28 protein-coding genes are annotated in these 25,553 nt (G+C 56.1%); 23 read left to right on the top strand and 5 right to left on the bottom strand.

From position 1 onward, the window contains the following. The first annotated feature begins 6 nt into the window (after positions 1-6). From CODIS_RS09825 to CODIS_RS09800, 6 genes are all read left to right on the top strand, one after another. Complete coding sequence (locus CODIS_RS09825; protein ID WP_069124641.1) at positions 7-480, top strand: NifX-associated nitrogen fixation protein; 474 nt, start codon at positions 7-9, stop codon at positions 478-480. 11 nt (positions 481-491) lie between these two features. After that, positions 492-707 (top strand): CCE_0567 family metalloprotein, encoded by a 216-nt coding sequence (locus tag CODIS_RS09820; protein WP_069124640.1) that lies wholly within the window; start codon positions 492-494, stop codon positions 705-707. 9 nt (positions 708-716) lie between these two features. Further along, on the top strand, positions 717-1,052 hold the full coding sequence (gene fdxB / locus CODIS_RS09815; protein ID WP_069124639.1) for a ferredoxin III, nif-specific: 336 nt from the start codon (positions 717-719) through the stop codon (positions 1,050-1,052). 10 nt (positions 1,053-1,062) lie between these two features. Beyond that, complete coding sequence (locus CODIS_RS09810; RefSeq protein WP_069124638.1) at positions 1,063-1,389, top strand: (2Fe-2S) ferredoxin domain-containing protein; 327 nt, start codon at positions 1,063-1,065, stop codon at positions 1,387-1,389. A gap of 7 nt (positions 1,390-1,396) precedes the next feature. Continuing rightward, positions 1,397-1,783, top strand: a complete 387-nt coding sequence (locus tag CODIS_RS09805) for a hypothetical protein (protein WP_154723080.1) — start codon at positions 1,397-1,399, stop codon at positions 1,781-1,783. Between the two features lie 190 nt (positions 1,784-1,973). Beyond that, on the top strand, positions 1,974-2,348 hold the full coding sequence (locus tag CODIS_RS09800; RefSeq protein ID WP_069124636.1) for a gamma-glutamylcyclotransferase family protein: 375 nt from the start codon (positions 1,974-1,976) through the stop codon (positions 2,346-2,348). 74 nt (positions 2,349-2,422) lie between these two features. On the opposite strand, the gene CODIS_RS20950 is transcribed toward CODIS_RS09800, so the two are convergent. Beyond that, positions 2,423-2,527, bottom strand: coding sequence for a nitrogen fixation protein NifZ (locus tag CODIS_RS20950; RefSeq protein WP_154723079.1), 105 nt, complete (start codon positions 2,525-2,527; stop codon positions 2,423-2,425). Between the two features lie 197 nt (positions 2,528-2,724). On the opposite strand from CODIS_RS20950, the gene CODIS_RS09795 reads away from it, so the two are divergent. The 10 genes from CODIS_RS09795 (at position 2,725) to clpX (ending at position 10,820) form a co-directional block, all read left to right on the top strand. Next, positions 2,725-3,048, top strand: coding sequence for a HesB/IscA family protein (locus tag CODIS_RS09795; protein ID WP_069124762.1), 324 nt, complete (start codon positions 2,725-2,727; stop codon positions 3,046-3,048). A gap of 14 nt (positions 3,049-3,062) precedes the next feature. Then, positions 3,063-3,953 carry a Fe-S cluster assembly protein NifU gene (gene nifU / locus CODIS_RS09790; protein ID WP_069124635.1) on the top strand — a complete coding sequence of 297 codons (891 nt, stop codon included), beginning with the start codon at positions 3,063-3,065 and terminating at the stop codon, positions 3,951-3,953. A gap of 3 nt (positions 3,954-3,956) precedes the next feature. Beyond that, positions 3,957-5,168, top strand: a complete 1,212-nt coding sequence (gene nifS / locus CODIS_RS09785) for a cysteine desulfurase NifS (protein WP_069124634.1) — start codon at positions 3,957-3,959, stop codon at positions 5,166-5,168. A 227-nt stretch (positions 5,169-5,395) separates the two neighbouring features. After that, complete coding sequence (gene nifV / locus CODIS_RS09780; protein WP_069124633.1) at positions 5,396-6,550, top strand: homocitrate synthase; 1,155 nt, start codon at positions 5,396-5,398, stop codon at positions 6,548-6,550. Further along, positions 6,535-7,350, top strand: a complete 816-nt coding sequence (cysE, locus tag CODIS_RS09775) for a serine O-acetyltransferase (RefSeq protein ID WP_083220673.1) — start codon at positions 6,535-6,537, stop codon at positions 7,348-7,350. Before nifV ends, cysE begins: the two co-directional genes overlap by 16 nt. A 2-nt stretch (positions 7,351-7,352) precedes the next feature. Beyond that, on the top strand, positions 7,353-7,880 hold the full coding sequence (locus CODIS_RS09770; RefSeq protein WP_069124632.1) for a hypothetical protein: 528 nt from the start codon (positions 7,353-7,355) through the stop codon (positions 7,878-7,880). 17 nt (positions 7,881-7,897) lie between these two features. Continuing rightward, positions 7,898-8,245, top strand: a complete 348-nt coding sequence (nifW, locus tag CODIS_RS09765; RefSeq protein WP_069124631.1) for a nitrogenase-stabilizing/protective protein NifW — start codon at positions 7,898-7,900, stop codon at positions 8,243-8,245. Next, a complete protein-coding gene (locus tag CODIS_RS09760) occupies positions 8,229-8,684 on the top strand; it encodes a nitrogen fixation protein NifZ (protein WP_069124630.1) in 456 nt (151 codons plus the stop codon). The genes nifW and CODIS_RS09760 overlap by 17 nt, the downstream gene beginning before the upstream one ends. Continuing rightward, positions 8,684-9,553, top strand: coding sequence for a nitrogen fixation protein NifM (nifM, locus tag CODIS_RS09755; protein ID WP_069124629.1), 870 nt, complete (start codon positions 8,684-8,686; stop codon positions 9,551-9,553). The genes CODIS_RS09760 and nifM overlap by 1 nt, the downstream gene beginning before the upstream one ends. Positions 9,554-9,575: 22 nt before the next feature. Continuing rightward, positions 9,576-10,820 carry an ATP-dependent Clp protease ATP-binding subunit ClpX gene (clpX, locus tag CODIS_RS09750; protein WP_069124760.1) on the top strand — a complete coding sequence of 415 codons (1,245 nt, stop codon included), beginning with the start codon at positions 9,576-9,578 and terminating at the stop codon, positions 10,818-10,820. Positions 10,821-11,504: 684 nt separating this feature from the next. Here the strand turns inward: clpX and grxC are convergent. The 4 genes from grxC to CODIS_RS09730 all read right to left on the bottom strand — a co-directional run bounded on the left by grxC (position 11,505) and on the right by CODIS_RS09730 (position 14,635). Next, positions 11,505-12,689, bottom strand: coding sequence for a glutaredoxin 3 (gene grxC, locus CODIS_RS09745; RefSeq protein WP_069124628.1), 1,185 nt, complete (start codon positions 12,687-12,689; stop codon positions 11,505-11,507). 119 nt (positions 12,690-12,808) lie between these two features. Further along, entirely contained in the window at positions 12,809-13,255 is a 447-nt protein-coding gene (msrB, locus tag CODIS_RS09740; protein ID WP_069124627.1) for a peptide-methionine (R)-S-oxide reductase MsrB, read from the bottom strand. Positions 13,256-13,398: 143 nt separating this feature from the next. Then, positions 13,399-13,959 carry a cytochrome P460 family protein gene (locus CODIS_RS09735; RefSeq protein ID WP_069124626.1) on the bottom strand — a complete coding sequence of 187 codons (561 nt, stop codon included), beginning with the start codon at positions 13,957-13,959 and terminating at the stop codon, positions 13,399-13,401. A 112-nt stretch (positions 13,960-14,071) separates the two neighbouring features. Beyond that, entirely contained in the window at positions 14,072-14,635 is a 564-nt protein-coding gene (locus CODIS_RS09730) for a cytochrome P460 family protein (protein ID WP_069124625.1), read from the bottom strand. Between the two features lie 137 nt (positions 14,636-14,772). Here CODIS_RS09730 and CODIS_RS09725 point away from each other — a divergent pair, with 137 nt between their 5' ends. From CODIS_RS09725 to CODIS_RS09695, 7 genes are all read left to right on the top strand, one after another. After that, positions 14,773-15,690: an AraC family transcriptional regulator gene (locus CODIS_RS09725; protein ID WP_069124624.1), complete on the top strand. Its 918-nt coding sequence runs from the start codon at positions 14,773-14,775 to the stop codon at positions 15,688-15,690. Between the two features lie 330 nt (positions 15,691-16,020). Further along, positions 16,021-17,433 (top strand): B12-binding domain-containing radical SAM protein, encoded by a 1,413-nt coding sequence (locus CODIS_RS09720; protein ID WP_069124623.1) that lies wholly within the window; start codon positions 16,021-16,023, stop codon positions 17,431-17,433. After that, positions 17,430-17,993 carry a sugar transferase gene (locus tag CODIS_RS09715; RefSeq protein ID WP_069124622.1) on the top strand — a complete coding sequence of 188 codons (564 nt, stop codon included), beginning with the start codon at positions 17,430-17,432 and terminating at the stop codon, positions 17,991-17,993. The genes CODIS_RS09720 and CODIS_RS09715 overlap by 4 nt, the downstream gene beginning before the upstream one ends. Positions 17,994-18,655: 662 nt before the next feature. Further along, positions 18,656-19,603 (top strand): WD40/YVTN/BNR-like repeat-containing protein, encoded by a 948-nt coding sequence (locus tag CODIS_RS09710; RefSeq protein ID WP_069124759.1) that lies wholly within the window; start codon positions 18,656-18,658, stop codon positions 19,601-19,603. A gap of 33 nt (positions 19,604-19,636) precedes the next feature. Further along, positions 19,637-22,084 carry an efflux RND transporter permease subunit gene (locus CODIS_RS09705; RefSeq protein WP_069124621.1) on the top strand — a complete coding sequence of 816 codons (2,448 nt, stop codon included), beginning with the start codon at positions 19,637-19,639 and terminating at the stop codon, positions 22,082-22,084. Beyond that, a complete protein-coding gene (locus CODIS_RS09700) occupies positions 22,081-24,084 on the top strand; it encodes a DUF1302 family protein (protein ID WP_069124620.1) in 2,004 nt (667 codons plus the stop codon). Before CODIS_RS09705 ends, CODIS_RS09700 begins: the two co-directional genes overlap by 4 nt. Positions 24,085-24,110: 26 nt before the next feature. Then, positions 24,111-25,421 carry a DUF1329 domain-containing protein gene (locus CODIS_RS09695; RefSeq protein WP_069124619.1) on the top strand — a complete coding sequence of 437 codons (1,311 nt, stop codon included), beginning with the start codon at positions 24,111-24,113 and terminating at the stop codon, positions 25,419-25,421. Positions 25,422-25,553: the final 132 nt, after the last annotated feature.

The raw sequence follows: 25,553 nt of genomic DNA, 5'->3' as shown, positions 1-25,553 counted from the left end.
TGAACGATGAACGAAGCGGCATTGGCGATCAGCAACGAAGATCCGGTACTGGGTACCGACTTTGCCAAAGAGATGGTACGCCAGATGCGTGCTGTGGATACCTACGGTACCTACGATGAGTGGCCGGTGGAGAAAATCCTCGACCCATTCGTGCTGACCAAAGAGAAGAAGCAGGAGATTCCTGTAGTGGGTGATCCTGATGAGATCGTCATGTCACGGGTCAAGGCGTTCTACAACGCCCTCTCTGCCATGATCGAGAAAGAGTGCGGCCTGATGGCGGTGCCGATGCTCAACCTGACCCATGAAGGTTTTGGTCGCGCCATTATCACCGTGGGTAAACTGGTGGTGATGGACAGGACTCTGCGCGATGTTCACCGCTTTGGTTTTCCAACACTCTCCAAGATGAAGGACGAGGCGGACAAGCTGCTGTCGGTGGCCCTGGAGATCGTCGGGCAGTATCCGAAAGTGGCCGGTATGTAGGGAGCGGGCAGATGACTGAAGAAGAATTGAAAGCGATGCAAAAAGCGGTCAGAAAGGCCAAGCGTATCGCCACCGAGAAGGCGGGCGAGCTTCACGACCTGGTCGAGGATCGGCTGCCCGGCGCCTTTGAAGAGATCCCGGCGATGGCGCAGGCGACCTATGACGCCTGCAAGGCATGGTCGGAGGCCGACGCCGCCTTCAGGGCCGCTGAAACAGAGATGAGTTGAGGAAGTACGATGAGTTTCATTACAAGTGTGACCCGTGGCGGTGAAGAGTACACGCCGGCCTTTGTCATGGAGATCGATCAAGGCAACTGCATCGGCTGCGGTCGCTGCTTCAAGGTCTGCCCCAGAGAGGTATTCGACCTGGTCGAGCGCGAGGATGTGCCGGGACTGGAGGCCGATGAGTACGACGACTATGACGACTACGATGACGATGATGATGGCTTCTCCGATGACACCGCGATGGTGATGAGTCTGAAGAACGCCATGGATTGCATCGGTTGTGGCTCCTGTGCACGCATCTGTCCCAAGAAGTGTTTCAGTCACGAACCTCAATCAGCTGCAGCGTGAGGTGACGGTAATGGCAAAACCTGAAAAGCATGTCTTTGTCTGCACCCAGAGCCGCCCGCTGGGTCATCCCCGTCCCTCCTGCGGTCAGAAAAACTGCACCGAGGTTGCCGAGGAGTTCTTCTGGCATCTGCAGGAGAAGCAGTTGTTCGAGAAGGTACAGATCACCACGACAGGGTGCCTCGGCCCCTGTAGTGAAGGACCGTCGGTGCTGGTCTATCCCGAGGGGGTGATGTACGGCGGAGTGCAGAAGGAGGATGTGGTTACCATATTCGACGAGCACCTGCAGAACGACAAACCGGTAGCACGCCTACAGATGTCCAAGGAGTTCTGGGGCTGATTGCGTCATGACTGCTGCAATGTCCGAAGACCTCTCCATTCGTCCGGCCAAGATCAGGGATCTCTCACGGAAGATCTTTCAACGCATGTGCAGCGAAGTGGACAAGCTGGGATTTGCAGCAGATGAGGTGGCGCTGAAATCACCTGAGCAGGCGGTATACCGGCTGGAGCGAGACCCGGCCAGCTGCGAATACAGCCTGGTGGGCGACTGGCTGGATGTGCGCGGGTTCAAGTTAGGTACGCTGCTGTTTCATGCCGACGGCACCTTTTTCGTGGAGCAGGATATCGTCAGACAGCATCCGCAAAAGGAAAAGTGGTTTGTGGAAGCCGTCAACGCCTGGGGCAGGCACGAGAAGATCAAGGTGGAGGCCAGGTTGATCCCGATGCCTGAATAGGCGGGGCCCTCTCTGTCTTGTAATGGCATTCCGCGTCAGCCACTGCCACAAGATCCCGAATGACGGATTTATATGACGAAGGTGATTTCTTCGGCGTGTTCTGATGGCGTAGCATGTTTGACAGTATCTCTTAACTGGTTCCAATGAATCCGTTTGGAGTCACCGTCTTTCAAGGCTATGAGTGGTCATTATGAGTGATCGGGTTTTTGTCTACGGCACTTTGCGCCGGGGTGAAGTGAATCACCATCTCATGTCGGGTGCAGAATATTGCGGTGAGCATGTGACGCTGCCCAGGTACCGGATGATCCACCTGGGTGCCTATCCCGGCGTCGTGGAGGGTGGCAACACGGCCATCGTCGGCGAGATCTACCGGGTGAACGGTCAGCAGTTCACGCAGCTCGACCGGCTCGAAGACTACCCCAGGCTGTACAACCGTAAGCTCATCCCGACCCCATGGGGCAGTGCTTGGATCTATACCTACCGGGGAGTCCGCAACGGACGCCCCGTCATACCTGGCGGCGATTGGCTGGGACAACAGCGCCCCGGTCCATTTTCACTCTACTAGGACCGATTGGATTACTATTAACAGGGCTTAACAAGCCCCGGACGTGCTGAAATCAGTTGGCTGTTTTCAGCTCTTCAGGCCAGCAGTTCATCCGCCGGGACATCGGGTATACCCCCATCGTTAAAGATGTGGCTGGCAGCGAACACCACGTCGCCCGGTTGCAGATCTTCAAGATTCATTGTCGTGCTCCATTGTACGGTTTGTTACCAGCCAATCTCCTGCGGATTGTCGTGCTTACAACATTTCCCGGTTGTGAAGGAAATTTAAAATATTCAATTAATTCAGTGTGTAAGGCAGATTCCAATGTCGTGGCACAGGCTTTGCAACGCCTTACGTCAACTAGCGATGCAAAACATTTGCCATGGAGACAAAGATCATGCTGACACTCACTGAAAGCGCACAGAAGGCGGTGAGCCGATTCATCAAGGGTTCCGAAACACCGGTTGCCGGTCTTCGGATCTCGGTTACGGGCGGCGGTTGCTCGGGGATGCAATACGGTGTGTCTCTGGAGGCGAGCGCGAAGGATGACGACACCATTGTCGAGCTCGGTGAGCTGAAAATTTTTATCGACCCCAATAGCGCGCCGATGCTCAACGGAATCACCGTAGACTTCCTCGACACGATGGAAGGGAGCGGATTTAAGTTTGAAAACCCGAATGCAACTGCCAGCTGTGGCTGTGGCAAATCGTTTTCCGCCTGACCGGGAGAAGCACAATGTGGGACTATTCGGAAAAAGTTCAGGAACACTTTTATAACCCCCGCAATGCCGGTGCAGTGGATGATGCCAATGCCGTTGGTGACGTGGGTTCTCTTTCATGCGGCGATGCGTTGCGGTTGACACTCAAGGTGGATCCGGAGAGCGAGACCATCCTCGATGCCGGCTTCCAGACTTTCGGCTGCGGTTCCGCCATCGCCTCAAGTTCGGCGCTGACGGAGATCATCAAGGGCATGAAGATCGATGACGCTCTCAATGTCAGCAATCAGGAGATCGCCGACTTTCTCGATGGGCTGCCACCTGAAAAGATGCACTGCTCAGTCATGGGCCGGGAAGCGTTGCAGGCGGCGGTGGCCAACTACCGCGGTGAGGTGTGGAAGGATGACCATGAAGAGGGCGCCCTTGTCTGCAAGTGTTTTGCCGTGGATGAGGTGATGATTGAAGAGACGGTACGTGCCAATGACCTGCGTACCGTTGAAGAGGTGAGCAACTACACTAAGGCAGGCGGCGGCTGTTCATCCTGCCACGAAGGGATCGAGGAGATTCTTACCAAGGTGCTGGCCGAAAGGGGAGAAACCTTCGACCCCACCGCAGTGGCCGGTGAGATCAAGAAACCGAAGTCGGACCTGACCAACCTGCAGCGGATGAGGCGTATCGAGGAACTGCTCGAGGAGATCCGCCCCAACCTGCAGCGTGATAATGGTGACGTTGAGCTGATCGAGGTGGACGGACGCGACATCTTCGTCAAGATGACCGGCGCCTGTGCCGGTTGTCAGATGGCGGCCACCACCCTGGGCGGTATCCAGTCCCACCTGGCTGAAGGGCTCGGCGAGTTCATCCAGGTGCTCCCCGCTGAAGAGCTGGCACGCCGCGCGGCAATGGGAGGTTGAACCATGGCTGAAGGAATCTATCTCGATAACAACGCCACTACCATGGTGGCGCCGGAGGTGGTGGAGACGATGCTCCCCTTCTTTACCGAGCAGTTCGGCAACCCCTCTTCATTGCACCAGTTCGGCGACAAGGTGGGGCGTGCCCTGAAGCAGGCGCGTAAGCAGGTTCAGACGCTACTGGGCGCAGAACATGACTCCGAGATCATCTTTACCTCGTGCGGTACCGAGTCGGACTCCACCGCCATTCTCTCCGCATTGAAGGCGCAGCCCGATCGTAAGGAGATCATCACGACCGTGGTGGAACACCCGGCGGTCCTCACGCTATGTGAGCACCTGGAGAAGGAGGGCTACACCGTTCACTATCTCAAGGTGGACAAGAAGGGGCGCCTGGATATTCAGGCGTATTACAAGCTGCTCTCCGACAACGTGGCCATCGTCTCCGTCATGTGGGCCAACAACGAGAGCGGTACGCTCTTTCCGGTGGAGGAGATGGCTGAGATGGCCCGCTCTGCAGGGGTGATGTTCCACACCGATGCGGTGCAGGCCGTGGGCAAACTGCCTATCAACCTGAAGGAGACCAACATCGATATGCTCTCCCTTTCCGGTCACAAGCTCCACGCACCCAAAGGTATCGGCGTGCTCTACCTGCGTCGTGGCGTGCGTTTCCGTCCTCTGTTGCGGGGCGGCCACCAGGAGCGTGGACGTCGGGCAGGTACCGAAAATGCCGCATCCATTGTCGGTCTGGGCAGGGCCTGCGAGATGGCGCTGGAGGCGATGGATTATGAGAAGAGTTTTGTCAGGGCGATGCGTGACCGACTGGAGCGGGGTATCCTGGAAAAGGTGTCCCACTGCTTTGTCACCGGGGACCCCAACAACCGTCTGCCCAACACCTGCAACATCGCTTTCGAATACATCGAGGGCGAAGCGATTCTGCTGCTGCTCAATAAGATGGGCATTGCCGCTTCCAGTGGCTCGGCCTGCACCTCCGGTTCCCTGGAACCTTCCCACGTCATGCGGGCCATGGATATCCCTTTTACCGCAGCTCACGGTTCGGTGCGTTTCTCCCTCTCACGCTACAACACCATGGAAGACGTGGAACGGGTGATTGAGGCGGTGCCGCCGATCGTTGAACAACTGCGCAAGCTCTCCCCCTACTGGGGCGAGAACGGTCCTGTTGATGAGCCGGAAAAAGTTTTCGCTCCGACTTACGCATAACTCTCTCATCTTGGGTTTGTACTATGTTTGCCGTAGCAATCGCTGCGGCATTTTCTTTGACAGGATGTACTGATAGAGATCTTATCCTTCATCCCTTGTCAGGTTTCCTACAAACATCATTCAGTCGACAAACGAAAGCATTTTCTCAATCATTTAACCCATTGAAAATATTATAATAAAAATGATGGCACAGTGCTTGCTCAGTCACTCTTCAACAGGAGTGAACCATGAGAAAGCAGGTAAACAAAGTCATCATCAACGACACCACGCTGCGTGACGGTGAGCAGTCTGCGGGTGTCTCCTTTTCCCTGGAAGAGAAGTTGGCCATCGCCAAGTCGCTGGATGAGATCGGCGTTCCCGAACTCGAGGTGGGCATTCCGGCCATGGGCGTGGAGGAGCGTACTTCGATCCAGGCCGTATCCGGGGTGGTGAAGAACGCCGGGCTCATGGTCTGGTGCCGCATGCATGAGTCCGACATCGCGCAGTGCCGTGGCCTGGGTGTTCATCGCGTGGATCTCTCGATTCCTGTTTCCGATCAGCAGATCGAGAAGAAACTGGGACGTGATCGTGACTGGGTGTTGAAGCAGATCGAACGGCGGGTTGCACAGGCGCTGGAACTGGGGCTGGAGGTTTGCGTAGGCGGCGAGGACGCCTCGCGTGCTGACGCTGAATTTCTCTGGCGAGTGGTGGAGCAGGCGGAAAATGCCGGTGCAAGCCGTTTCCGCTTTGCCGATACCGTGGGCACCATGGAACCGTTTCAGGTCCATACCGTGATCGGCGATCTCCGGTCCATGACCGACATGGAGATCGAGATGCATGCCCATGATGATCTCGGCCTCGCCACGGCAAATACGCTGGCGGCGATTCGTGCCGGGGCCACTCATGTGAATACAACCGTACATGGTCTTGGTGAAAGGGCGGGCAACGCACCCCTGGAGGAGGTGGTGATGGGGCTGCGCCGTTTCTTCGATCAGGGCCGCGATATCGACATGGCAAGATACTCGATGGTTTCTGAACTGGTGGAGCTGGCATCCGGTCGTAACGTCGGCTGGCAGAAGAGCCTGGTCGGTGCCGGTGTCTTTACCCACGAGGCAGGTATCCATGTGGACGGGCTGATGAAGGACAGGTGCAACTACCAGGGTGTCGATCCGCGGGAGCTGGGTCGCGACCATCGCTTCGTCCTAGGTAAGCACTCCGGCAGTCACGCCATTATCCAGGCCTATGCCGAAATCGGCATGCAGTTGACCCGTGCACAGGCAGAGTCGGTACTGGAACGGGTGCGTCAACATGCGGTTGAGCACAAAAGCACGCCCGATTCCCATGACCTGCGAAGGTTCTATATTGAAGTGAATGGAGAGAACAAGGAATGGATGTCTCAGTGAACAGTCGTGCGGGCCTGGCGGATGAGAAGGCGCCGACAGGGAAACCGCTCTCCCTATGGAGACTCATCGGTGAGGATGTGTCTTGCGTTTTTCAGCGTGATCCGGCGGCCCGGACCCGCCTGGAGGTCACCACCACCTATCCCGGCGTTCACGCCATCCTGCTCTATCGCATGGCCAACCGTTTGTGGACCAGCGGTTGGCGTTACCTGCCACGCCTGATCTCATACCTGGGACGTATCTGGACCGGTATCGACATTCATCCCGGGGCAACCATCGGCAGACGATTCTTTATCGATCACGGCGCCGGGGTGGTGATCGGCGAAACCGCCGTGGTGGGTGATGACGTCACGCTCTATCACGGTGTCACCCTGGGTGGTGTTTCCTGGAACCGGGGGAAGCGTCATCCGACCCTGGGCGACAAGGTGGTTGTCGGTGCCGGCGCCAAGATACTCGGCCCCATAACCGTGGGGAAAGATGCAAGGGTCGGTGCCAACTCGGTGGTGATCTCACCGGTACCGGAGGGCAAGACTGTTGTCGGCATACCCGGAAAGGTGGTGCAGTCCAGCCGCGTCGCCGGTGAGACCCTGGCTGGCATCGACCTCAATCATCACTTGATACCAGACCCCGTCGCTGAGGCAGTGGGTTGTCTGCTCGAGCGTATTCGCCTGCTGGAGCAGGAGATCGGTGTGCACGGTTACCTGCCTGGCGGAAAGGTGCCTGATGACGAATGCAATCACTGTGATGCGCAGCTGGTCTGTGAGCCCGTTGCGTCCGTGGATTTGAAAGCGTCGAGGACTTAAATATGGATATGCTCGACTTCGAAGAGGGTGCCCTCTATTTCGACGAGCCTCTGCAGGCTGAGGCGAAGCGTTGTCTGGATAGCGCAGCAGAGCAGTATGGGAAGGGGTCGGCAGAGCAGCTGCTGATGCGGGCCTACTTCCTGGAACCCGAGCATCCTATAGTGCTGGTAGCGCTCTACCGTTACTTCTATTACCAACATCGCCTGGAAGAGGCATTGATCGTTGCAGACCGGGTGTTGAAGGTTTTTGCCAGCCGGCTGGAGATCTCGGAAGACTGGAATCAATTGAACGAGATGGAGATCGGTGGCGGTGTGCTGATCTCCATGACCATGACACGGTTCTACATGCTGGCGCTTAAGGGAGCCGGTTTTCTTGAACTGCGCCTGGGACTTTACGAGTCGGCGCTGGCTCGCCTTAAAAAGGTGGTCGAATTGGATAGCAAAGACCGATTGGGAGCCAGGGCACTGATCGATGTGGCACAGGATGCGCTACGTAACGGGGCAGGCCCCGAAACGGCCATGCATAGTTAGACAACGGGAGAGATGAGATGAGTGAGAGTGAGTTCGACCTGGATCTTGAGGAGCTAAGCAGTGCTGAGGACTTTCTCGAGTATTTCGAAATCGATTTCGATCCCTCGGTGGTTCATGTTAACCGCCTGCATATTCTGAAACGATTCCACGATTACATCGAAGGCGTGATGCCGATGCCCGAAGATGATGCGGAGCGCAGGGAGCTCTATGCGGGGTTTTTGAATAGCGCTTACAGCGATTTCGTCGAATCGGATGCGATCACCGAAAAGGTGTTCAAGGTTTTCCACATGTATGAGCCGGTCAGTGTCGAAATTCCGCTGATGGATCTCACAACCCAGGTCGAGAGCGGTGCTGCCAAAGTTTGAATATGGTGAAGCTGTGCGGGTGATCCGCAACCTGCGCAACGACGGTACCTATCCGGGTAAGCCCACCGGGCGTCTGCTGATACGCCGAGGCAGTGTGGGGTATGTGCGTGACGTGGGCACCTTTCTGCAGGATCAGCTGATCTACTCGGTGGATTTCATTGACGACGGGATCATGGTCGGCTGCCGTGAACAGGAGTTGCAACTGGAGACCGATCCCTGGATACCGACCCGTTTCGAGTTCAGAGACAAGGTAACGCCGAAGCTCCCGTTGAGTATCCGGGGCGATGTGATCGCACGCAGTGGGGACGAAGGGGAGATAGAGAAGGTGTTGCGCGATCACCCGGGCGGTCCTGCATACCATGCTCGGTTCAATGGGCGGATCTTGCTGGTGTTGGAGCCAGTGCTTGAGTTTCTGCACGCTGTGGATGAGGAGACGTGATGATTTTAGGCGGACAACAGAGCAAGACATCACCCGAGTTCAACTACCATCTTCTGCGTAATGCCCTGGAACGCTTCGGGAGAAACCCGGGTCAGCTGGAACCCGAGGAGTTTCAGCAGGTTTACACGACCGCGAGTAAGAGCTTCGAGCTGGAGTCGCTGGTGCTTGCCTCACCGGAAGCCAAGGGCGTGATTATCTCAGAACAACAGCTTGACCTCTCCGTTGAAGAGGTGGCTTCCCGGTACGCCAACAGGGATGAGTTTCTGCAGGATCTCGAGGCTAACGACCTGGACGAGGAGAGCCTGCGCCAGGCGCTCTATCGCGAACTGATGTTCGATAGTGTGTTGCAGATCGTTGCAGCAAATAGTCCGGATGTGAGCGATATCGACGTCAATCTTTTCTACGCCATGCATCACGAGCGATTCGAACTCCCCGAGCAGCGTCAGGGGAGACATATCCTGATTACGGTGAATCCGAACTTTCCTGAGAATACGGCGGAAACGGCGCGTGAGCGGATGGCGCAAATATTGGAGAAACTGGCCGGGCGTACCAACCGTTTTCCAGAATTTGCCAAGCGATACTCCGAGTGTCCCAGCGCGATGGAGGGAGGTAAGCTGGGTGAAGTGAAGCGCGGACAACTCTACCCGGAGCTCGATGCCATGCTCTTCAGTATGCAGGAGAATGAGATCAGTCCGGTCATAGCGTCCGAGATGGGTTACCACATTCTATTGTGTGAAATGATCCAGCCTGCCAAGCGCGTACCTATCAGCAAGGTCAAAACGAAAATCCGTGAAATCCTCGAGCAGCGTCAAAGCCGTAACTGTCAGAAAGCGTGGTTGGCATCGTTGCAGAAAGTTTCCAATGCTTGATCTGAAGCGATAGGGGGTGTGCTTGGCAACTGCAAAAGCCCATTGTTCATTTTGCGGTCAGGAACAGGGTCCTGACTTTCCCTTGATCGCGGGTGAGGCGGGACACATTTGTGAAGAGTGTGTGCGCCTTGCCTCCCAGGTCGTGGGCAGTTGGGGACGCAAGCGTGCTGCTGCCAAGCCGTTGCAGAACCTGTTGAAGCCTGCCGAACTGAAAGCGGAGCTCGACCGTTATATCGTCGGCCAGGACCTGGCCAAGGAGACGCTCGCCGTTGCAGTCTATAACCACTTCAAGCGCCTCAGCATGGAGGGCGAGAATCCCAAGATGAAGGGGGGTGAGCAGGATGTTGAGATCGAAAAGTCCAATATTCTGCTGCTCGGTCCCTCGGGCACCGGCAAGACGCTGCTGGCCAGTACGCTGGCACGGGTGGTTGGGGTGCCTATCGTGATCGCCGATGCCACTACTCTGACCCAGGCGGGTTATGTTGGCGATGATGTGGAGAGTATCTTGACCAGGCTGATGGACAGTGCTGAAGGTAATAGGGAGTTGGCCGAGTGGGGTATCGTCTATATCGACGAGATAGATAAACTGGCCCGTGCCGGGGAGAGTTCCCATGGTACCCGTGATGTATCAGGTGAAGGGGTACAGCAGGCCCTGCTTAAATTGGTTGAAGGCTCCAAGATTAAGCTGAGTGCGAAAGGCCGTAAGGAGCAGGGTGATGAACAGCAGATCGATACCCGTAATATCCTGTTTATCGTCGGTGGTGCGTTCGCCGGTCTGGAGAAGCTGCTGGCGAAGCGCCTGGATAGCAGAAGCAAGGGTATCGGGTTTCATGTTGATTTCGCCGATCCGAAGCAGGCTTATGACCAACTGCGTCTTTTCGAGGAGGTGCAGCCCGATGATCTGCGCCATTTCGGTTTGATTCCTGAATTTATCGGTCGCTTTCCCGTCATCACGGCCCTACACGACCTGGATGAATCTGCACTGGTCAAAATATTGACCGAACCCCGGAATGCACTGATCAAACAGTATCAGCGTCTGTTCGAGTTTGAAGGAGTGAAACTGGCTTTCACGACGGAGGCTTTAAACTCCATTGCCAAGCAGGCGATTGACCGGGGTACGGGCGCCCGGGGATTACGTGGCGTATTGGAGGGGTTGCTGCGCAAGGTAATGTACGATATGCCCTCCATAGAGGGGGCGAGTTGCTGCCTGGTTGATGAAGAGACGGCAAATGGGGATATTCCTGTCAGTCTTTCAAGTAAGAATTAATTGCCCATGGGCAGAGCGCACTATCCTCAATATATTGTCGATTGTGTCTAGGTGAACGCTAGTCAGTGTGGTGTAAAGTTCGTCTTGAATGTATTGGCGTTTGCTATTGATAATGGTCATCGTATAGATGGCTGGTATCTACATTACGAGGGTCGTTGGTTCAAATCCAGCCCCCCCAATCAAAAAACTTGAAAGCCAATCACTTAACGGTGGTTGGCTTTTTTGTTGCCTCAGCAAAAAAACCTCTGTGCCCAAGTTGTGCCCATCTTGTGCCCAAGAAGAAGTTTCAAATGGAAAAATTAACTCAGAATTGACCTCTGGGATCAGTGCCCAATATAACCCTCGGGTTTTGGATCACATAGCAATAATTCCTTGTCCTTTAGGCAGTGTTTCTACCCAGTGCTCTTATATTTTATTTTATGGACGTACCTGCCAGATGTGATATCCGTTATGCGTCGAAAGGAAGTACATGCCAAGCATGTTCTTTAACTTCTGCTAAAAGAAGGGAAATCATTACGTTGAAAGCATTGGAATAAATGTTCCGGCATTGGTCGCCAGGCAAACTCTGGGTCTGCCGAGGATATATTCCACACCTTAGTACTCCAGACAACGTACAAATAATTCTTGGGGGCTAAAACAGCCCCATACTAATGGTTAATCAATCTTGGGGAATGTGTATTACCACTAAACTTGGTGGACCAGGTAGTTGAAGGCGGCCAGTGCGGCCTTGGCGCCATCAGCGGCAGCAATGACCACCTGTTTATCGCGGCCGTCGTTGACGTCGCCGGCGGCGAACACACCGCGCATGCCGGTCTCCAGATCGCGGTCCACGTGGATCTCACCACGTTGGTTGGCCTCTAAAAGATCCAGTGCATAGTCGGAACTCGCCGCCAGGCCGATCTCGATAAACACACCGTCCAGGTCAAGATGGCGGTCGCTGCCGTCGGCTCGGTTAACCAGGGTAAGGCCGGTCACCCGTTCCTTACCGTGGATCTCGCTCGGATCGAAGCCCTTGAGTACCTTCACCGTGGAGGCGTTGACCTTGTCCTGGAGAATGTCGTCGCCCGACCAGTCCCCGCGCGAGACCAGCGTTACCTGAGAAGCCATGCCGGTCATCTCGATCGCCGCTTCCAGGGCCGAGTTGCCGCCGCCGACGATGGCGACGCGCTTGCCCTTGAACAGAGGGCCGTCACAGGTCGCGCAGTAGACCACGCCTTTGCCCGCCAGGGCCTTCTCTCCGGGAATATCGAGCTTACGCTTGTCGGCGCCGCTGGCGAGGATAGCGGTGCGGCCGTGGATTTCCTTGCCCGAGGCGGTTGAGACGATACGGCAGCGATCCTTCACCGACAGCCCGGTGACCCGCTCGCCGATCAGCTTGGTGATGCCGTAACTGTCCGCATGCTCCTCGAACTGTGACACCAATGCAGGCCCGGTTACCGAGGCCATGCCCGGGTAGTTCTCCACCTCGGCTGTTGTGCCGAGCTGGCCGCCGATATCGAGACTGACAACAGCCACGGACAGGTTCTTGCGCGCGGCGTACAGTGCCGCGGAAAGCCCCGCCGGCCCGGCGCCGACGATGACCACATCGAAGACCTGTTGCAACTCGGTCGTTTCGGCGATGCCAAGCTTGCGATCCAGTTCGCCAGTGGCGTTGATTTGTGCCAGATCGTCATAGCCACCGATGGACTCGTCGTTGATGAATATCTGCGGCACTGTCTGGCGTTGCGAGCGTTCGACCATCTGCCGTTCCAGCGCTTCGTCGTGTGTGGTGTCGATCTCCTTGTAGTCCAGATCCTTCGACTTCAGTAGGGCCTTGGCTTTGTTGCAGTAGGGACACCAGGATTTGGAATAGATCTCTATCTTGTTCATCGGACTCTCTGCTCCTGCTCGGATTGTTGTTGGTTGACGAGACACCGGCCGCTCTGCCTGGATCTCTATTGCATTGCTGCCCGCCGCGCCAGAAGCGTGCCGGTTTGAACCCCCCTTTCTCAATCGGGGATTTTTTTCAGTGCCACCGCGTTCATGCAGTAACGCAGGCCACTTGGAGTGGGGCCGTCCGGAAAGACATGCCCCAAGTGCGCGTCGCAGGTGTTGCAGGTGGTCTCCACCCGCTGCATACCGTGGGAGTCGTCACCGTGATAGGCGATGGCATTTTCTTGCACGGGCTGGGTGAAAGAGGGCCAACCGCTGCCTGAGTCGAACTTCTGTTGCGCATCGAATAGCAGGGTGTCGTAGCACACGCAGGCGTATCGGCCCGGTTCGAACAGGCCGCACATCTGCGAGCTGAAGGCTCTTTCCGTCCCCTTCTGCCGGGTAATACGGAACGCCTCCGGCGTCAGCTGTTTACGCCATTCCGCATCGGTTTTCTCCACCTTGCGGTCGGGTGCCGGGTTGCCTTGGTTTGCGAATTGGATGACTTCTCGCCAGGTCAACATCTGCTTGATCTCCTTCGATGGAATGCCAGGGGTGTTGGTGAAGATTGATGTACCGGCCGGTTAATCGGTAGTGCGCCACGCCATCGGCTCCGATTTCAGCGCTGAACATCAGTCGTCCATCAATATCTCCATTGACCCGGGGTTCATCGCGCACCGCTCAAGGTAGGATAGGCATGAATATAGACCAGGTCAGTTTCCTTGGCGGGGAGGTGGCAGCTCAGGCAGTCGGCCTGATAGTCCTTTGATGCGTTGACCTCGGGGGCATTCGTCTTGAATAGAGCCCAGCCCCAGCCGTCACCCCAGGTCGGATTGCCGGTAAAGCGTCCCTTGGCGTCCTTTACCATTACGAACCATTGTTTGATCCGAGTGCTGGCTGAGTGGACCCCTTTCCCGGTGGTGTAATCAGCGCTATCGGATGCTCGCAGCTCCTTCACCAGTGTGGCGCCGTCCGGAAATTTACCGCTCGCACGGTAAGCGGTTGCGGACGCCGCCTCCGTATAGACGTCGTGGAAACCGCTGGCGTCACCCTCCGGTACGAACCAGGAACCGAGATGAACCATGCGCAGGCGAAAATCCTGGGGCAGGCTTATTTTACCTTCAGTGTCGACATAGGGTGAAAAGGTCTCCGCGCTGGATGCGCCAACGGGTACAGCCAGGGCGAGTCCAAGCATGCATGCAAGAGGGATTTTGTTTGAGTTGAACATAGTGACGCCTCGTGAATTGGGATAACTGGTTAAAGTCGGTCATGGGGTAGACAACCCGTCCGGGCCTGTACCGGTGCAAAAAGGCACCGGCAGGAGACCGCCGCGGGCTGGCTTAGCGCCCAGCTGTACCATCCGCAGCCCGTAACACCGGATAGTATTGGGTGAAGACCCAGTCCGTCTTGGCGCTTGCCTGATGGCAGGCATTGCAGGCCTCGGTCGGGAAGGCCTTCGCGGTCGACTTCAGCATGCCATGCTGCGGATCGGTAAAGCTGAAATATGCCCAGTTTCCGGGTTCATTCGGGAAATGTTTGGCACTCTTGATCGTAGCCTCCAGTCCTATGAAATCACCCATGAAGTAACCCTTTCCGCTCACTGCCTGCTTGGATCCAACACTCACCAGCTCCTTAACCAGGATGGTGCCGTCACGGAATGCACCGGTCTTCTTCCAATGGTCAAAGCTCTTCGGATCAATGTAGACCGCGTGAAATTCGGGAAAGGGTGCCTTGCCGTCGTTCATGTCATTCGGGGTGACCGGGGTGCCGACATAGATCCATTCCCGATAATTCTGGGGTTGTTTCAGAGTACCGTCGTCGCTAATCTCAAATGTCATCTCTGCCTGGACCAGCGTCGAGCTTGCTAGTAGGAGAGGAAAGAATAATCGTGTCATCGTCATCATTTTGTGTGCTCCTTGGCTTATAAGAATCCTCGGCCTATTGCTCTGTAACCGAGGTGTGGCACAAGATTAGACCCTGTCTATCGGATAAACTATGCTTTTTAGTCCACAATTATTAGTTAATCGTCCAAGTTGAAGCCATGAACAACCAGATCCCCGACGACGCCCTCACACGACTGCTGGATCGCATGCAGATTGAGGCGCAACTCTTCAAGCACAGTGACTACTGCGGTTCCTGGGCCATCGATACCTCGGGTAGCGGGCTGGTGCCGTTCCATCTCATCGAAAGAGGTATGGGTTGGTTGCACATCGAAGGCCAGCCGCCCCAACACCTGCAGGCCGGGGATTTTGTACTGTTCCCGCGTGACCTCCCGCATGTGGTGACCAGCGAAGCCACACCGCCGAATCCGGATATCATCAATCTCGAGGAGAGTGGCACGAAGGATGAAAATTTTGCCAGCATCCTCTGCGGTTTCTATGTCTTCCGTAGCAGAGCGGTAACGCCGTTACTCAACGATTTACCGCAACTCGTCCTGATCAAGGACGTGCACGACAATCCCTCGACCGCAGCGATTGGCTTTGTCATCGACGCCGCACTTGTGGAGCTGGATCATGACTACCCGGGAAGAAACACGGCGCTTCGTGACCTGGCGCGACTGCTGTTTCTCAACGTCTTGAGGGACCGTATTGCCCGGGGTCTCTCGGAGCATTTTCTGGCCGCGCTCGGGGATCCTCAGATTGGTAGGGCCTTGACCGCGATCCATACCGATTTCTCCCGGAACCTCAGTCTGGACGTTTTGGCCCGGTTGGCAGGTATGAGCCGGTCTTCTTTTTCCGATAAGTTCCATACCCTGATCGGCATTACCCCGGCGAAGTATGTGACGAACTGGCGCATGCAGGAGGCGGTTGTTCTGCTTGAGACCACAGACTTGAGCGTGGAACAGATCGCCGACGCCTGCGGCTATAATTCCCACATTGCATTCCGCAAGGCGTTCAAATCCATAACCGGCACAACGCCCAGGCAGGCGCGGATGGGTAACACGCGTAAGTACGCTTAACCCGGCAACCAAATAGATGACTTTCAGGGCTTCAAGCCTGTCCTTGTTCAAGGCGTGGCTAGCAGAGAAGGGTTGTTTCCTTGTCATGAGACATAACACTGATGAAATTGGTTGTGTGTCTTGAGGTGTCGGAGAAGTGGATGCCGGAAACCCTGTATGCTAGTTAGTAAATGTGAAAATGACACCCATTGCGGCAAGGGCTATGAAGATTACAGGTTAGTCGTTGCTCGTCACCATCTCGTGGTGGGGCTGCCATCATTTGCCATGATTTCGCCCTTTTTACGCCATTCTGGGTCTGTAGGCTGACTTCTCACTGCAGAGGAGTCCGTGATGAGAGCGAAGTTCATTCTACCGTCCTTGATTGAGGCGAAAGGTCCGTTCTGGCGACCGATCAAATATTCACTTTTCCCACCACTGGGCCTGGCGACGCTGGCTGGCCATATGAATTCCGACGATGAGGTGGAACTGGTCGATGAGCATGTGGAGGAGATCAGCCTCGATGATGAGCCTGACTTGGTAGTGATCCAGGTCTATATCACCAATGCCTATCGCGCCTATGCCCTGGCCGATCACTACCGCGGCAAGGGGTGTCATGTAATACTCGGCGGTCTCCATGTGACCGCCTTGCCTCACGAGGCCAGCAGACATGCCGATACCATCGTGATAGGACCTGGAGACGGGGTCTTCTCCCAGTTCCTGGAAGACTTTCGACGTGGCAGACCACGTCGTCTCTACTACACGCTTCGACGGTCGTTTGAGCGGATCCCTGATCTGCGTCGTGATCTGATCAAGCGGGAACTCTACCTGGTGCCCAACTCCCTGGTGGTGAGCCGGGGTTGTCCACACCATTGCGATTTCTGTTACAAGGACGCATTCTTTCTCGGCGGACGCTCATTCTATACCCAGCGGGTCGACCGGGCATTGGCCGAGATCGAATCGCTGCCCGGTCGCCATCTCTATTTCCTCGACGATCACCTGTTGGGGCATCGTTACTTCGCCAGTCAGCTGTTCGAAGGTATGCGCGGCATGGGGCGTCTGTTTCAGGGGGCCGCTACCGTCGATTCTGTGTTACGTGGCGACCTGATCGATAAAGCGGTGGAGGCGGGATTACGTAGCCTGTTCGTCGGTTTTGAAACATTAAACAGTACCAATCTAAAGGCTGCGAACAAACGTCAATATTCGCTCCGGGACTACAAGGCCGCGATCCGTCGACTCTCCGGCCTTGGAGTCATGATCAACGGCAGCTTCGTGTTCGGTATGGACGAAGATGACGGGCAGGTTTTTCAACGTACCGTGGACTGGGCGCTGGAAATGGGTATGACCACCGCCACGTTTCATATCCAGACACCCTATCCGGGTACACGGCTTTTCGACAAGCTGAAAAAGGAGGGGCGCCTGCTGACGGAAAACTGGGACCGATACAACACCCGTGAGGTGGTTTTCCAGCCGAATAATATGACCGCAGAGGCGCTCAAGGCCGGTTATGACGAGGCCTACCGTTCATTCTACAAATGGAGTTCGATTCTCCGCTCCAGCCTGGCGCATATCGATAGGCCGTCCCATGCAGTCAGGCAGTTCTGTTACAGCGCCGGGTGGAAGAAATTCGAGCCGTTCTGGAACGCGGCAATCAACTTGAAACAACTGGGTGTGGCTCGTCCCCTATTGGAAACACTGCTTATGACAGAGCGGAGCGCCGCCACTCATCCGACAAAATCAAGACATTATGCACCGATAAAGCGGTGAGCGGGAAGCGGGCCTTCGATCTGGTTTTTGCGGCAATGGGATTGGCGCTCTTTGCACCGTTGCTGCTGATTATCCTGGTGTTGATACTGCTCGAAGATGGCGCTCCGGTTGTTTTTGCCCAGCAGCGTATCGGCCGGCATTTTAGACCCTTCACCCTCTACAAACTGCGCAGCATGCGCAACGGCAAGGTTACCCGGGTGGGCGGTTGGCTACGCAAGACCGGCCTCGATGAAATCCTGCAATTCATCAATGTGCTGAAAGGTTCCATGAGTCTGGTGGGTCCCCGGCCGCTGACTCGGGAGGATGCCCGTCGCCTGAATCTGTATGACGAAAATCTGCCCCGGTTCAGATTGAGACCGGGCATCACCGGCATGGCCCAGCTGTATGCCGGACAGGGTTTTCGCGTTACACAGTTTCTGGAACGAAATTACATCGAGCGTCAATCACTGTGTCTTGACCTGTTATTGGTACTGTGCTCATTACTGGTGAATCTTTTCGGCAAACAGCGGTTTCTGGTTTGGCTGCGGAGAGAACGCAACAGGAGAGTCAGAATAAGGTAGCGAAGGGACCTGATGGCCTTTCTCAAGCCTCATCATCGCTAGGCATGGAAGTCAGGACCTCCCCTATATGTAGCAGTGGACAGTCTGCAACTCAGATCCATAAACGCTCTCCCTTTTGACTCTTCGAACTGATCATCCCGTATGAACAGTCTGAATTGTTGCCGAACGGGAAAATGCTTGCCACGAGGGCCCAGGCCGCCTATATTTTCCGAACGGGAATTTTCAAGGTCGCCGCCAGGTTATTGCGTCAATACATTACCGTGCGGGAATATTCCTTCCACCGGGAAGCTGGGGTGCAACGTATCTGCCCGACACAGGGCGCAAAGTGCCGCCCAGGCTGAATTCGCCGCCCTCTGCGGGATCGGCGTCCGCTTCATCTCGGCGCTGGAAAACGTTAACCCACCATGGAGTTAGGCAAGGTTCTGCAGGTGCTTAAATGCCTGGGGCTATTTTTCCGCCCAGCGGCATTATCATTCACTCATGTGGAACAACGCCCCGCACGTGCTCTCTTGCTGGACGAATAATAGTCCCGGCAGAGCCGATTGGATGCGTGTAAACAGGCCCTATCGTCGCGGTTATTGCATAGTAGGATTTTTTGCGACAACGAATAATGCAGTCAAATGATCAAGAAAAATTCCTCTACTAGCATTAATAGACAATGGGTGACAGAGGTTAGCGGTTGGCTTTGGCTGATTGTTTTCATCCCTTTGCTCGGTTGTGAAGCGCCGCTGTTTCTTGAGGAGGTTGCGGCGCAACATAAAGAGGCCACCCATCGTTCCGACATGTTTCAGGCGGCCGCGGCCAGTGACGAAGTCATCGTGGTGGTGGGTACCATGGGTGCGGTGCTGACCTCACGGGATGGGGGTGAGACCTGGCTGCGCGAAGTCCTGACAGATAAACCCTTTCTCATCGATGTTGCGCGCTGTCCGGATGGGACCTTCGCGATCCTGGATGTCTCGCGCAAGCTTTGGCTGGGGGACGGTCTGCCGGGGCAGTGGCAAGCTGTCGCTATCGATACCCAGGAAGCGTTACAGGCCATGACCTGTGATGCCGAGGGCACTTTCTGGGTGGTAGGCGGTTTCAGCACCATTCTCAGCAGCAAGGACCGGGGCGTCTCATGGCGTACCACCTCACTGGGCGAGGATCTGCATTTTACCGGTGTCCAGATCCTGGATGGGCAGCATGCTTTTGTTTCCGGTGAATTCGGTGCCTTGGCGCACAGTCAGGATGGCGGGGAGAGCTGGCAGCCCCTGACACCACTGGCGGATGATTTTTACTCCCAGGATGCGCTATTCATTTCACCGCAAGAGGGGTGGGTGGTCGGTCTTTCCGGTACGATTCTGCATACCCGTGATGGCGGTGGGAGTTGGCAGCGGCAGGCGACCGGCACGGAGGTGCCGCTGTATGGCATCGCCCTGAACGACGGCGTCTTGTATGTCGTCGGCGGCAACGGCACGCTGTTGAGAAAGCAGCTCGAACCCGGGAGTGGTTGGCAACCAATCGATCACGGCAAACCGATACGATTCTATCTCCGGGCGGTGACGCCTTTAGCGGAGGGTAAGCTGCTGATTGGGGGAGGCTATGGCGCCTTGCATATTGTTTCAGCATAGTCCGGCTGAAGCGGGCGGCGGGGATTTCGAATCATGAACAGATTCACCGCAAGGCTGCATCGGATCGACGGTGTTATCTTTTCGTCACCGAGAGTGACGCTGGCGCTGATTCTGGCGGTGACCCTGTTTTTCGCCTTTCAGATCCCCGGTGTGCGCATGGCCTCCGATTTTGCCGACCTGTTGCCCCAGCAGCATCCCTATATCCAACTGCATAACGAGATCCGCGATACCTTCGGCGGCGCCAACAATGTCATCGTGGCAGTGCAGGTGACCGAGGGGACGATCTTCAGCAACGAGACGCTGCAACGCATTCACCGCATCACCCAGGCGGTGGATTCACTGTATGGCATCAATCACAATCTGGTGACCAGCCTGACCCATCGCAATACCCGTAAAGTCTGGCTGAACGAGGAGGGTACGGTTAAATCTGCCCCCCATTTTGATCCTTCCGTGGCTGAGTACACGGATGATGAATTGCATAAGATGCGCAGCGACGTCATTGCCAACCGCGCGGTATTCGGTCTTTTAGTCGCCCCCGATCTGAAGTCGGCATTGATCCGGGGTACCCTCAATGAGGGGGAGCTCAATTACGAAAAGGTCTTCGAGCAACTTCAGGCGATTCGCAACAAAGAGTCAGTTCCCGGTGTGACGATCTATGCCACCGGCAATCCTGTTCTGGTCGGCTGGGTATCCAGCTACACCGACCAGGTGGTGCAGATCTTTCTCTACACCGTTCTGATTATGCTGTTACTGCTGATCCTCTATTTCCGCAAGTTGTACGGTATCCTGCTACCGGCCCTGGGTATCGTGTTGACCACTATCTGGGGGCTGGGCACCCTTTCGTTACTCGGTTACAACCTGGATCCGTTAATGCTGGTGGTACCGTTCCTGATCTCCGCCCGGGCGATGTCGCACGGTATTCAACTGGTGGAACGCTACTACCATGACCTGCAGACATACCGTGACAGCAAGGCCGCAGCCCGCAGCGCCTTTGAAAACCTGTTTCGTCCCGGCGCTCTTGGTGTGATCTCGGATGCCATCGGCCTGCTGTTGATCTCCCTGGGCTCGGTGCCGATAAACGACAAGCTGGCGGTTTATGCGTCGCTATGGGCGTTGTCGGTGCTTGTGACGGTACTCATCATGGTGCCGGTATTGTTGGAGATATTGCCGGCACCCCGCAAAACGGAGATCTCGCATAATCTGATGCGGCGTATGTTGCCGATGGCTGCGGGTAGGGTTACCAGCCCTAAGGGCGTTTCGGCCATCCTTATCGGCGCGCTGCTGTTGTACGGCATCGGCGGCTATTTCGCCTCCCGGGTGCAGATCGGCGAGGCTGAACCCGGATCGCCGCTGCTCTATCCGGAGCATGATTACAATCTCTCCTCTAAAGCGGTCAATCAGGCCTTTCCCGGTTCGGAAGAGCTCTACATCATTGCCCATACCGAAGACAAAGGGGGCATCAAACGTCCTGAAGTGGTCAAGGCCCTGGCCGATTTCGAGGCCTATATGCTGACCGATCCGGAGCTTGGGGCGGCCAAGGGATTGCCCGACCTGATCATGGCAGTCAATCGGATCACCCACTATGACGATCCCCGCTGGCTGATCGTACCAGAAGACAGCCGGGTGACCGGTGGCCTGATGTTCATGTATATGATGTCGAGCCCCATTCCCGGAGCCCTGTTGGAGTTTGCCGATACCGATGAGCAGCGCGCCAATCTGGTCTTCTACTACAAGGATCACCAGGGGACGACGATTCGGCGGGCGATTCACATGGTCAAGCAGTGGATGAACTCGTCGGCGGCCCAGGTGGAGGGGTTGACGATCAAGCTGGCCGGTGGCCTGATCGGTGTGACGGCGGCGATCAACGAGGCGGCCTACGAAACCAATCTGCTGGTGATTCCCCTGGTGTTGGTCTTGATCTTCGGCTCGGTGACCTTTTTCTACTGGTCATTTCATGCCGGATGGCTGATGATGCTGGCGATGTCTTTCGCCACCATCCTGACCTATGCCTACATGGGGGTGAGCGGCATCGGCATCAACGTCAACACGGTACCGATCATCGCGGTGGGGATTGGTGTGGGGATCGACTATTCCATCTACATCATGGACCGGATCCGGGCTGAATATGGGCGGCTTGGCGATCTCAGGGCGGCGGTCAAACACGCCATCAGCACCACCGGCGTGGCGATCGGATTCACGGCAATTACGCTGATCGGTGGTGTGGTGATGTGGGTGTTCATCTCGGATCTGCGTTTTCAGGCGGACGCCGCACTGTTGTTGATCGTGATGTTGATCCTGAATGCGGTGGCGGCGATGAACCTGGTGCCGGCGTGGATTTTGAAATTCAAGCCGAAGTTCATCATGCAGGCGGCTGAAGATGCGAGCGGTGGGAACGAAACTAAACGGGAAGTCGAAAGTCCGGGGGAGACTGAGGCGAGCCTGATCGATAATCCAAGAAAGATCGTAGGGGAGACAAGATGAGTAAGCAAACAGTCCTAGGCGGTGTCAGCACTGTCATACCATGGGTCGCATTTTGTGTGGCGACGGCGCTGCCGCTGCAGACATTGGCCTGGCAATCCAAGGACGGCACACTGGTGGTGAGGGGCTTTGTCGAAGACGCCACCTACGTTCGGGACGATGTCGGTCTGACCAAGCAGCGCTTGACCGGTCAGGTGGAGTTCGCCAAGGATATGGGGGCGCGGGGCATTTTTTCCGAGTTTAGCGTCAACGGCACCTTCCGCGGCAGTTACGATGCGGTGTACGACCTGAAAGAGAAGGATTTTGGGGATGAGGCGGGGGGCGCGGTCTCTTTTCCCGCGCCGGCCAACACCCCGTTCTTTGCCTCGCTGCCCGGGTCCCCGGGATTTCCGGTGACCGACTCGCCGGTGTATGCCGGAACGTTCGGTCCCCTGGGTCTCGGTGATGGCGCCATCCCATTGCCCGGTGCCAATCCCCTGGCCGGCGGGACGGCGATCGCCGGGCCGGACAATCCCAACGACGGTCTAGTGCTGGCCGCCGAGGATGTCTACGACTATGAGGATAACGGTGTCATGTTGGCGACACCGGTGCGCCCCTGCGATACGGATGACCGGGGCTGCGAAGAGGGCATCGGGGACAAGGATCTGGATGAGCTGCGTTTTGCCGAGTTCAACGATCGTGCGGATTTTCTGCGAGAACTCTACGTGGCCGGGACCGTGCCCATGGAGAACAATGAGGAACTGACATTCACCTTCGGACGCCAACAGGTGGTGTGGGGACGCACCGATCTGTTCCGGGTGTTAGATGTCATCAACCCGGTCGATTATTCACGTAACAATATCTACGACGAGTTGGAAGACAGCCGGATTCCGATGGGCATTTTGACCGTGGAGCATCGTAAAGGAGCGACGGAGCAATTCGAGGATCTGAACTTCCAGGTGGTATGGAAGTGGGAAAAATTCCGGCCACACAGCCTGGGTCAAGGCGGTCAGCCCTATCGCATCCTCGGCATCGGCAACGCATTGCGTGCCCTGAAGAACTGCTGGGATAACGGCTGTACCGTCGGTAACTTCCCGGCCCCCGGGGTGACGGTGGATTTCCCCAGCCAGACCATCGGCATACGGGACGTCAATCTGCCGGATTGGGATGCGGGCGAGCTGGGACTGCGCATGGAAGGTGTTTACAAGGGGGTTGGGTTTTCTGTCAATGCCCTGCGTTACCGTTCTCAGCTGCCTTCACTGCGCGGTGGTATTGCATCGGACAACCCTTTCACGCCACCGGTTGAAAACCAAGTCTGGCCCTACAGCCTGGCCTTCGATGTGGAATACCCCTGGATCACCCTGCTGGGCGGTTCATTGGATATCTATTCCGAATCGATGAAATCGGCGATCCGGATCGAGGCGGCCTACACCCGGGGCGAGGAGTTCCCGGATACCCTGAGTTCAAGGCTGTTCTCGGAATCGGACGTGGTCCGATGGGTGGTCGGTATCGACCGGCCGACCTTCATTCCGTTCCTCAATGAAAGGCGGGCCTTTCTCATCTCGGCACAGCTGTTCGGACAACATCTGTTGGATCACCGCACTTCGATGTCGAACAACATTGGTCTGCCCACGACCAACGAGGTCGGCTTTGTCGACTGGGAAAACAACTACATCGCCACCCTGCTGATTCAGGGCAACTACATGAACGATCGCCTGACCCCTCAACTGCTGACCGCCTGGGACTTCAAAGCGGGCAGCGGTGTCGCCGGGCCGTCGCTGACCTATAAGCCCAGCAATAACTGGGTGATTACCGCCGGATTCAACTTCAAGTTCGGCGACGGTGCAATAGAGGCGGATGACAACCGTTCGGCAGTTCCCTATTCGCCCTTCCCGTTTCCCGCGCCGCAGATGAGCAGTACCGGCCTGAGCGGCTTCGAACCGCTGGGTCGCTTTCGCTCGGGTCCCATCGGCAGTGCGATAAACGAGGATGAGTTCCAATTGACCGTCCGTTACCAGTTCTAACTAATGTCCGCAGGAGGAGCGCGCAGATGAAAACGCTTTATACCGCCCTTATGGGTTTGTCGGTGCTGTTGTGCGGCACTGTGTACGGCGCCATGGACGATGCCGTGATCGAACAATCCTTTTATCCCTACAAAAACGGCCTGCCCACGGCCGAAGGCTATCAACCGGGTGTAGAGATCACCCAGAAGAATGTTGATGGTTATAAGGCGATTCTCGATGATTTTGTCTACCGCTATATCAAGCAGGGCTGGTACACGATAAAAACCACGCCCACCACCTCCTTCGATCTGCACCCTGGCTATGTGGCGGCGACCCGCGCCCATTCCGCCAGCGTCAAACTGACAGAGCGGGGGCTGTTGCAGGGCTTCGTGGCCGGACGGCCGTTTCCCCAGGAACCCGATGTCGATGACCCCGATGCGGGGCTGAAGGTGGTATGGAATTTTCAGCGGGGCTTCAATGCCGGCGACAGCGAGACCATCAAACCCTTCTGGTGGACCTTTCGTAATATGAAAAATGATAAGGTAGAGCGAGTGCTCAAGTTCGACTGGCACTTTCTCAACTGGAAGCATCGCTCCCAGTTCGATCCCAAACCCGATATCGAGCCGAACCCGGGTCAGATTTTTCGTTCCATCTACAGCAAGGTCCTGGAACCGTTCGATCTGGCCAACACCCAGTTGCTGATCCATCGCTATGAGGATGATCTGAAACGTGACGACGCCTGGCTCTATCTGGGTTTTCAGCGTCGGGTCCGCCGTCTGGCCACCGGTCAGATCACAGACGCCTTCCTGGGTACCGATGCCATGATCGAGGATTTCGAGGGCTATAACGGGCGGGTCTCGGACTACGAATGGAAATACCTCGAGACCAAGAACGTGCTGTTACCCTTTTACAACCATAATGAGATGGCGCTCTCCAGCGAGCCGGCGAATGACCCCGATGGATTCCGCTTCGTCGACGTCACCGGCAAGGGCGGCTGCTTCCCCAAGGTGACCTGGCAGCTGCGCAAGGCCTATGTGGTGGAGGGACGTCCCAAGGATTCGAATCATCCCCTGAGCAAGCGGATCATCTATCTCGATGCCCAGACCGGCATCATGTCTGTGCTGCTCTCCTATGACAAGAAAGGCGATCCCTGGAAGTACTTTCCGATCGGTAAAACCCACTCCGACAATCACATCGAGCGCAATAAGGGAACCGGTGTGGCGATCGATGACTTTGCGGTGTTTCTCGACGAGCAAGCCATGCACTGCACCACCTTGCAGTTCAAGAGCGTAATCAATCCGGAGGAGAACCCGCCGGGTATTTTTAGTGTGCAGAATTTGCGTAAACAGGGTCGTTGAAGACTCAGCCATTCACACCGCCTGGCTGGCGACAACAGCCAGGTGGTGCGAGTTTTTGTGTACGCCCAGCATGGGCATGAACTGATGGGGTGGAAGTCCCCTGTAGGAGAACCACAGTCGATGATCGATGAA

The sequence above is a fragment of the Candidatus Thiodiazotropha endolucinida genome (assembly GCF_001715975.1).
Taxonomy (GTDB): domain Bacteria; phylum Pseudomonadota; class Gammaproteobacteria; order Chromatiales; family Chromatiaceae; genus Thiodiazotropha; species Thiodiazotropha endolucinida.
The sequence above is the reverse complement of the archived record's forward strand: the minus strand, read 5'-3'. Positions and strand labels throughout refer to the sequence as shown.

What these genes read in the sequence shown, in the direction of transcription:
- CODIS_RS09825 (WP_069124641.1), top strand. Translation starts at nt 7, where the DNA reads ATGAACGAAGCGGCATTGGCGATCAGCAACGAAGATCCGGTACTGGGT.
- CODIS_RS09820 (WP_069124640.1), top strand. Translation starts at nt 492, where the DNA reads ATGACTGAAGAAGAATTGAAAGCGATGCAAAAAGCGGTCAGAAAGGCC.
- fdxB (WP_069124639.1), top strand. Translation starts at nt 717, where the DNA reads ATGAGTTTCATTACAAGTGTGACCCGTGGCGGTGAAGAGTACACGCCG.
- CODIS_RS09810 (WP_069124638.1), top strand. Translation starts at nt 1,063, where the DNA reads ATGGCAAAACCTGAAAAGCATGTCTTTGTCTGCACCCAGAGCCGCCCG.
- CODIS_RS09805 (WP_154723080.1), top strand. Translation starts at nt 1,397, where the DNA reads ATGACTGCTGCAATGTCCGAAGACCTCTCCATTCGTCCGGCCAAGATC.
- CODIS_RS09800 (WP_069124636.1), top strand. Translation starts at nt 1,974, where the DNA reads ATGAGTGATCGGGTTTTTGTCTACGGCACTTTGCGCCGGGGTGAAGTG.
- CODIS_RS20950 (WP_154723079.1), bottom strand. Translation starts at nt 2,527, where the DNA reads ATGAATCTTGAAGATCTGCAACCGGGCGACGTGGTGTTCGCTGCCAGC.
- CODIS_RS09795 (WP_069124762.1), top strand. Translation starts at nt 2,725, where the DNA reads ATGCTGACACTCACTGAAAGCGCACAGAAGGCGGTGAGCCGATTCATC.
- nifU (WP_069124635.1), top strand. Translation starts at nt 3,063, where the DNA reads ATGTGGGACTATTCGGAAAAAGTTCAGGAACACTTTTATAACCCCCGC.
- nifS (WP_069124634.1), top strand. Translation starts at nt 3,957, where the DNA reads ATGGCTGAAGGAATCTATCTCGATAACAACGCCACTACCATGGTGGCG.
- nifV (WP_069124633.1), top strand. Translation starts at nt 5,396, where the DNA reads ATGAGAAAGCAGGTAAACAAAGTCATCATCAACGACACCACGCTGCGT.
- cysE (WP_083220673.1), top strand. Translation starts at nt 6,535, where the DNA reads ATGGATGTCTCAGTGAACAGTCGTGCGGGCCTGGCGGATGAGAAGGCG.
- CODIS_RS09770 (WP_069124632.1), top strand. Translation starts at nt 7,353, where the DNA reads ATGGATATGCTCGACTTCGAAGAGGGTGCCCTCTATTTCGACGAGCCT.
- nifW (WP_069124631.1), top strand. Translation starts at nt 7,898, where the DNA reads ATGAGTGAGAGTGAGTTCGACCTGGATCTTGAGGAGCTAAGCAGTGCT.
- nifM (WP_069124629.1), top strand. Translation starts at nt 8,684, where the DNA reads ATGATTTTAGGCGGACAACAGAGCAAGACATCACCCGAGTTCAACTAC.
- grxC (WP_069124628.1), bottom strand. Translation starts at nt 12,689, where the DNA reads ATGAACAAGATAGAGATCTATTCCAAATCCTGGTGTCCCTACTGCAAC.
- msrB (WP_069124627.1), bottom strand. Translation starts at nt 13,255, where the DNA reads ATGTTGACCTGGCGAGAAGTCATCCAATTCGCAAACCAAGGCAACCCG.
- CODIS_RS09735 (WP_069124626.1), bottom strand. Translation starts at nt 13,959, where the DNA reads ATGTTCAACTCAAACAAAATCCCTCTTGCATGCATGCTTGGACTCGCC.
- CODIS_RS09730 (WP_069124625.1), bottom strand. Translation starts at nt 14,635, where the DNA reads ATGATGACGATGACACGATTATTCTTTCCTCTCCTACTAGCAAGCTCG.
- CODIS_RS09725 (WP_069124624.1), top strand. Translation starts at nt 14,773, where the DNA reads ATGAACAACCAGATCCCCGACGACGCCCTCACACGACTGCTGGATCGC.
- CODIS_RS09720 (WP_069124623.1), top strand. Translation starts at nt 16,021, where the DNA reads ATGAGAGCGAAGTTCATTCTACCGTCCTTGATTGAGGCGAAAGGTCCG.
- CODIS_RS09705 (WP_069124621.1), top strand. Translation starts at nt 19,637, where the DNA reads ATGAACAGATTCACCGCAAGGCTGCATCGGATCGACGGTGTTATCTTT.
- CODIS_RS09700 (WP_069124620.1), top strand. Translation starts at nt 22,081, where the DNA reads ATGAGTAAGCAAACAGTCCTAGGCGGTGTCAGCACTGTCATACCATGG.
- CODIS_RS09695 (WP_069124619.1), top strand. Translation starts at nt 24,111, where the DNA reads ATGAAAACGCTTTATACCGCCCTTATGGGTTTGTCGGTGCTGTTGTGC.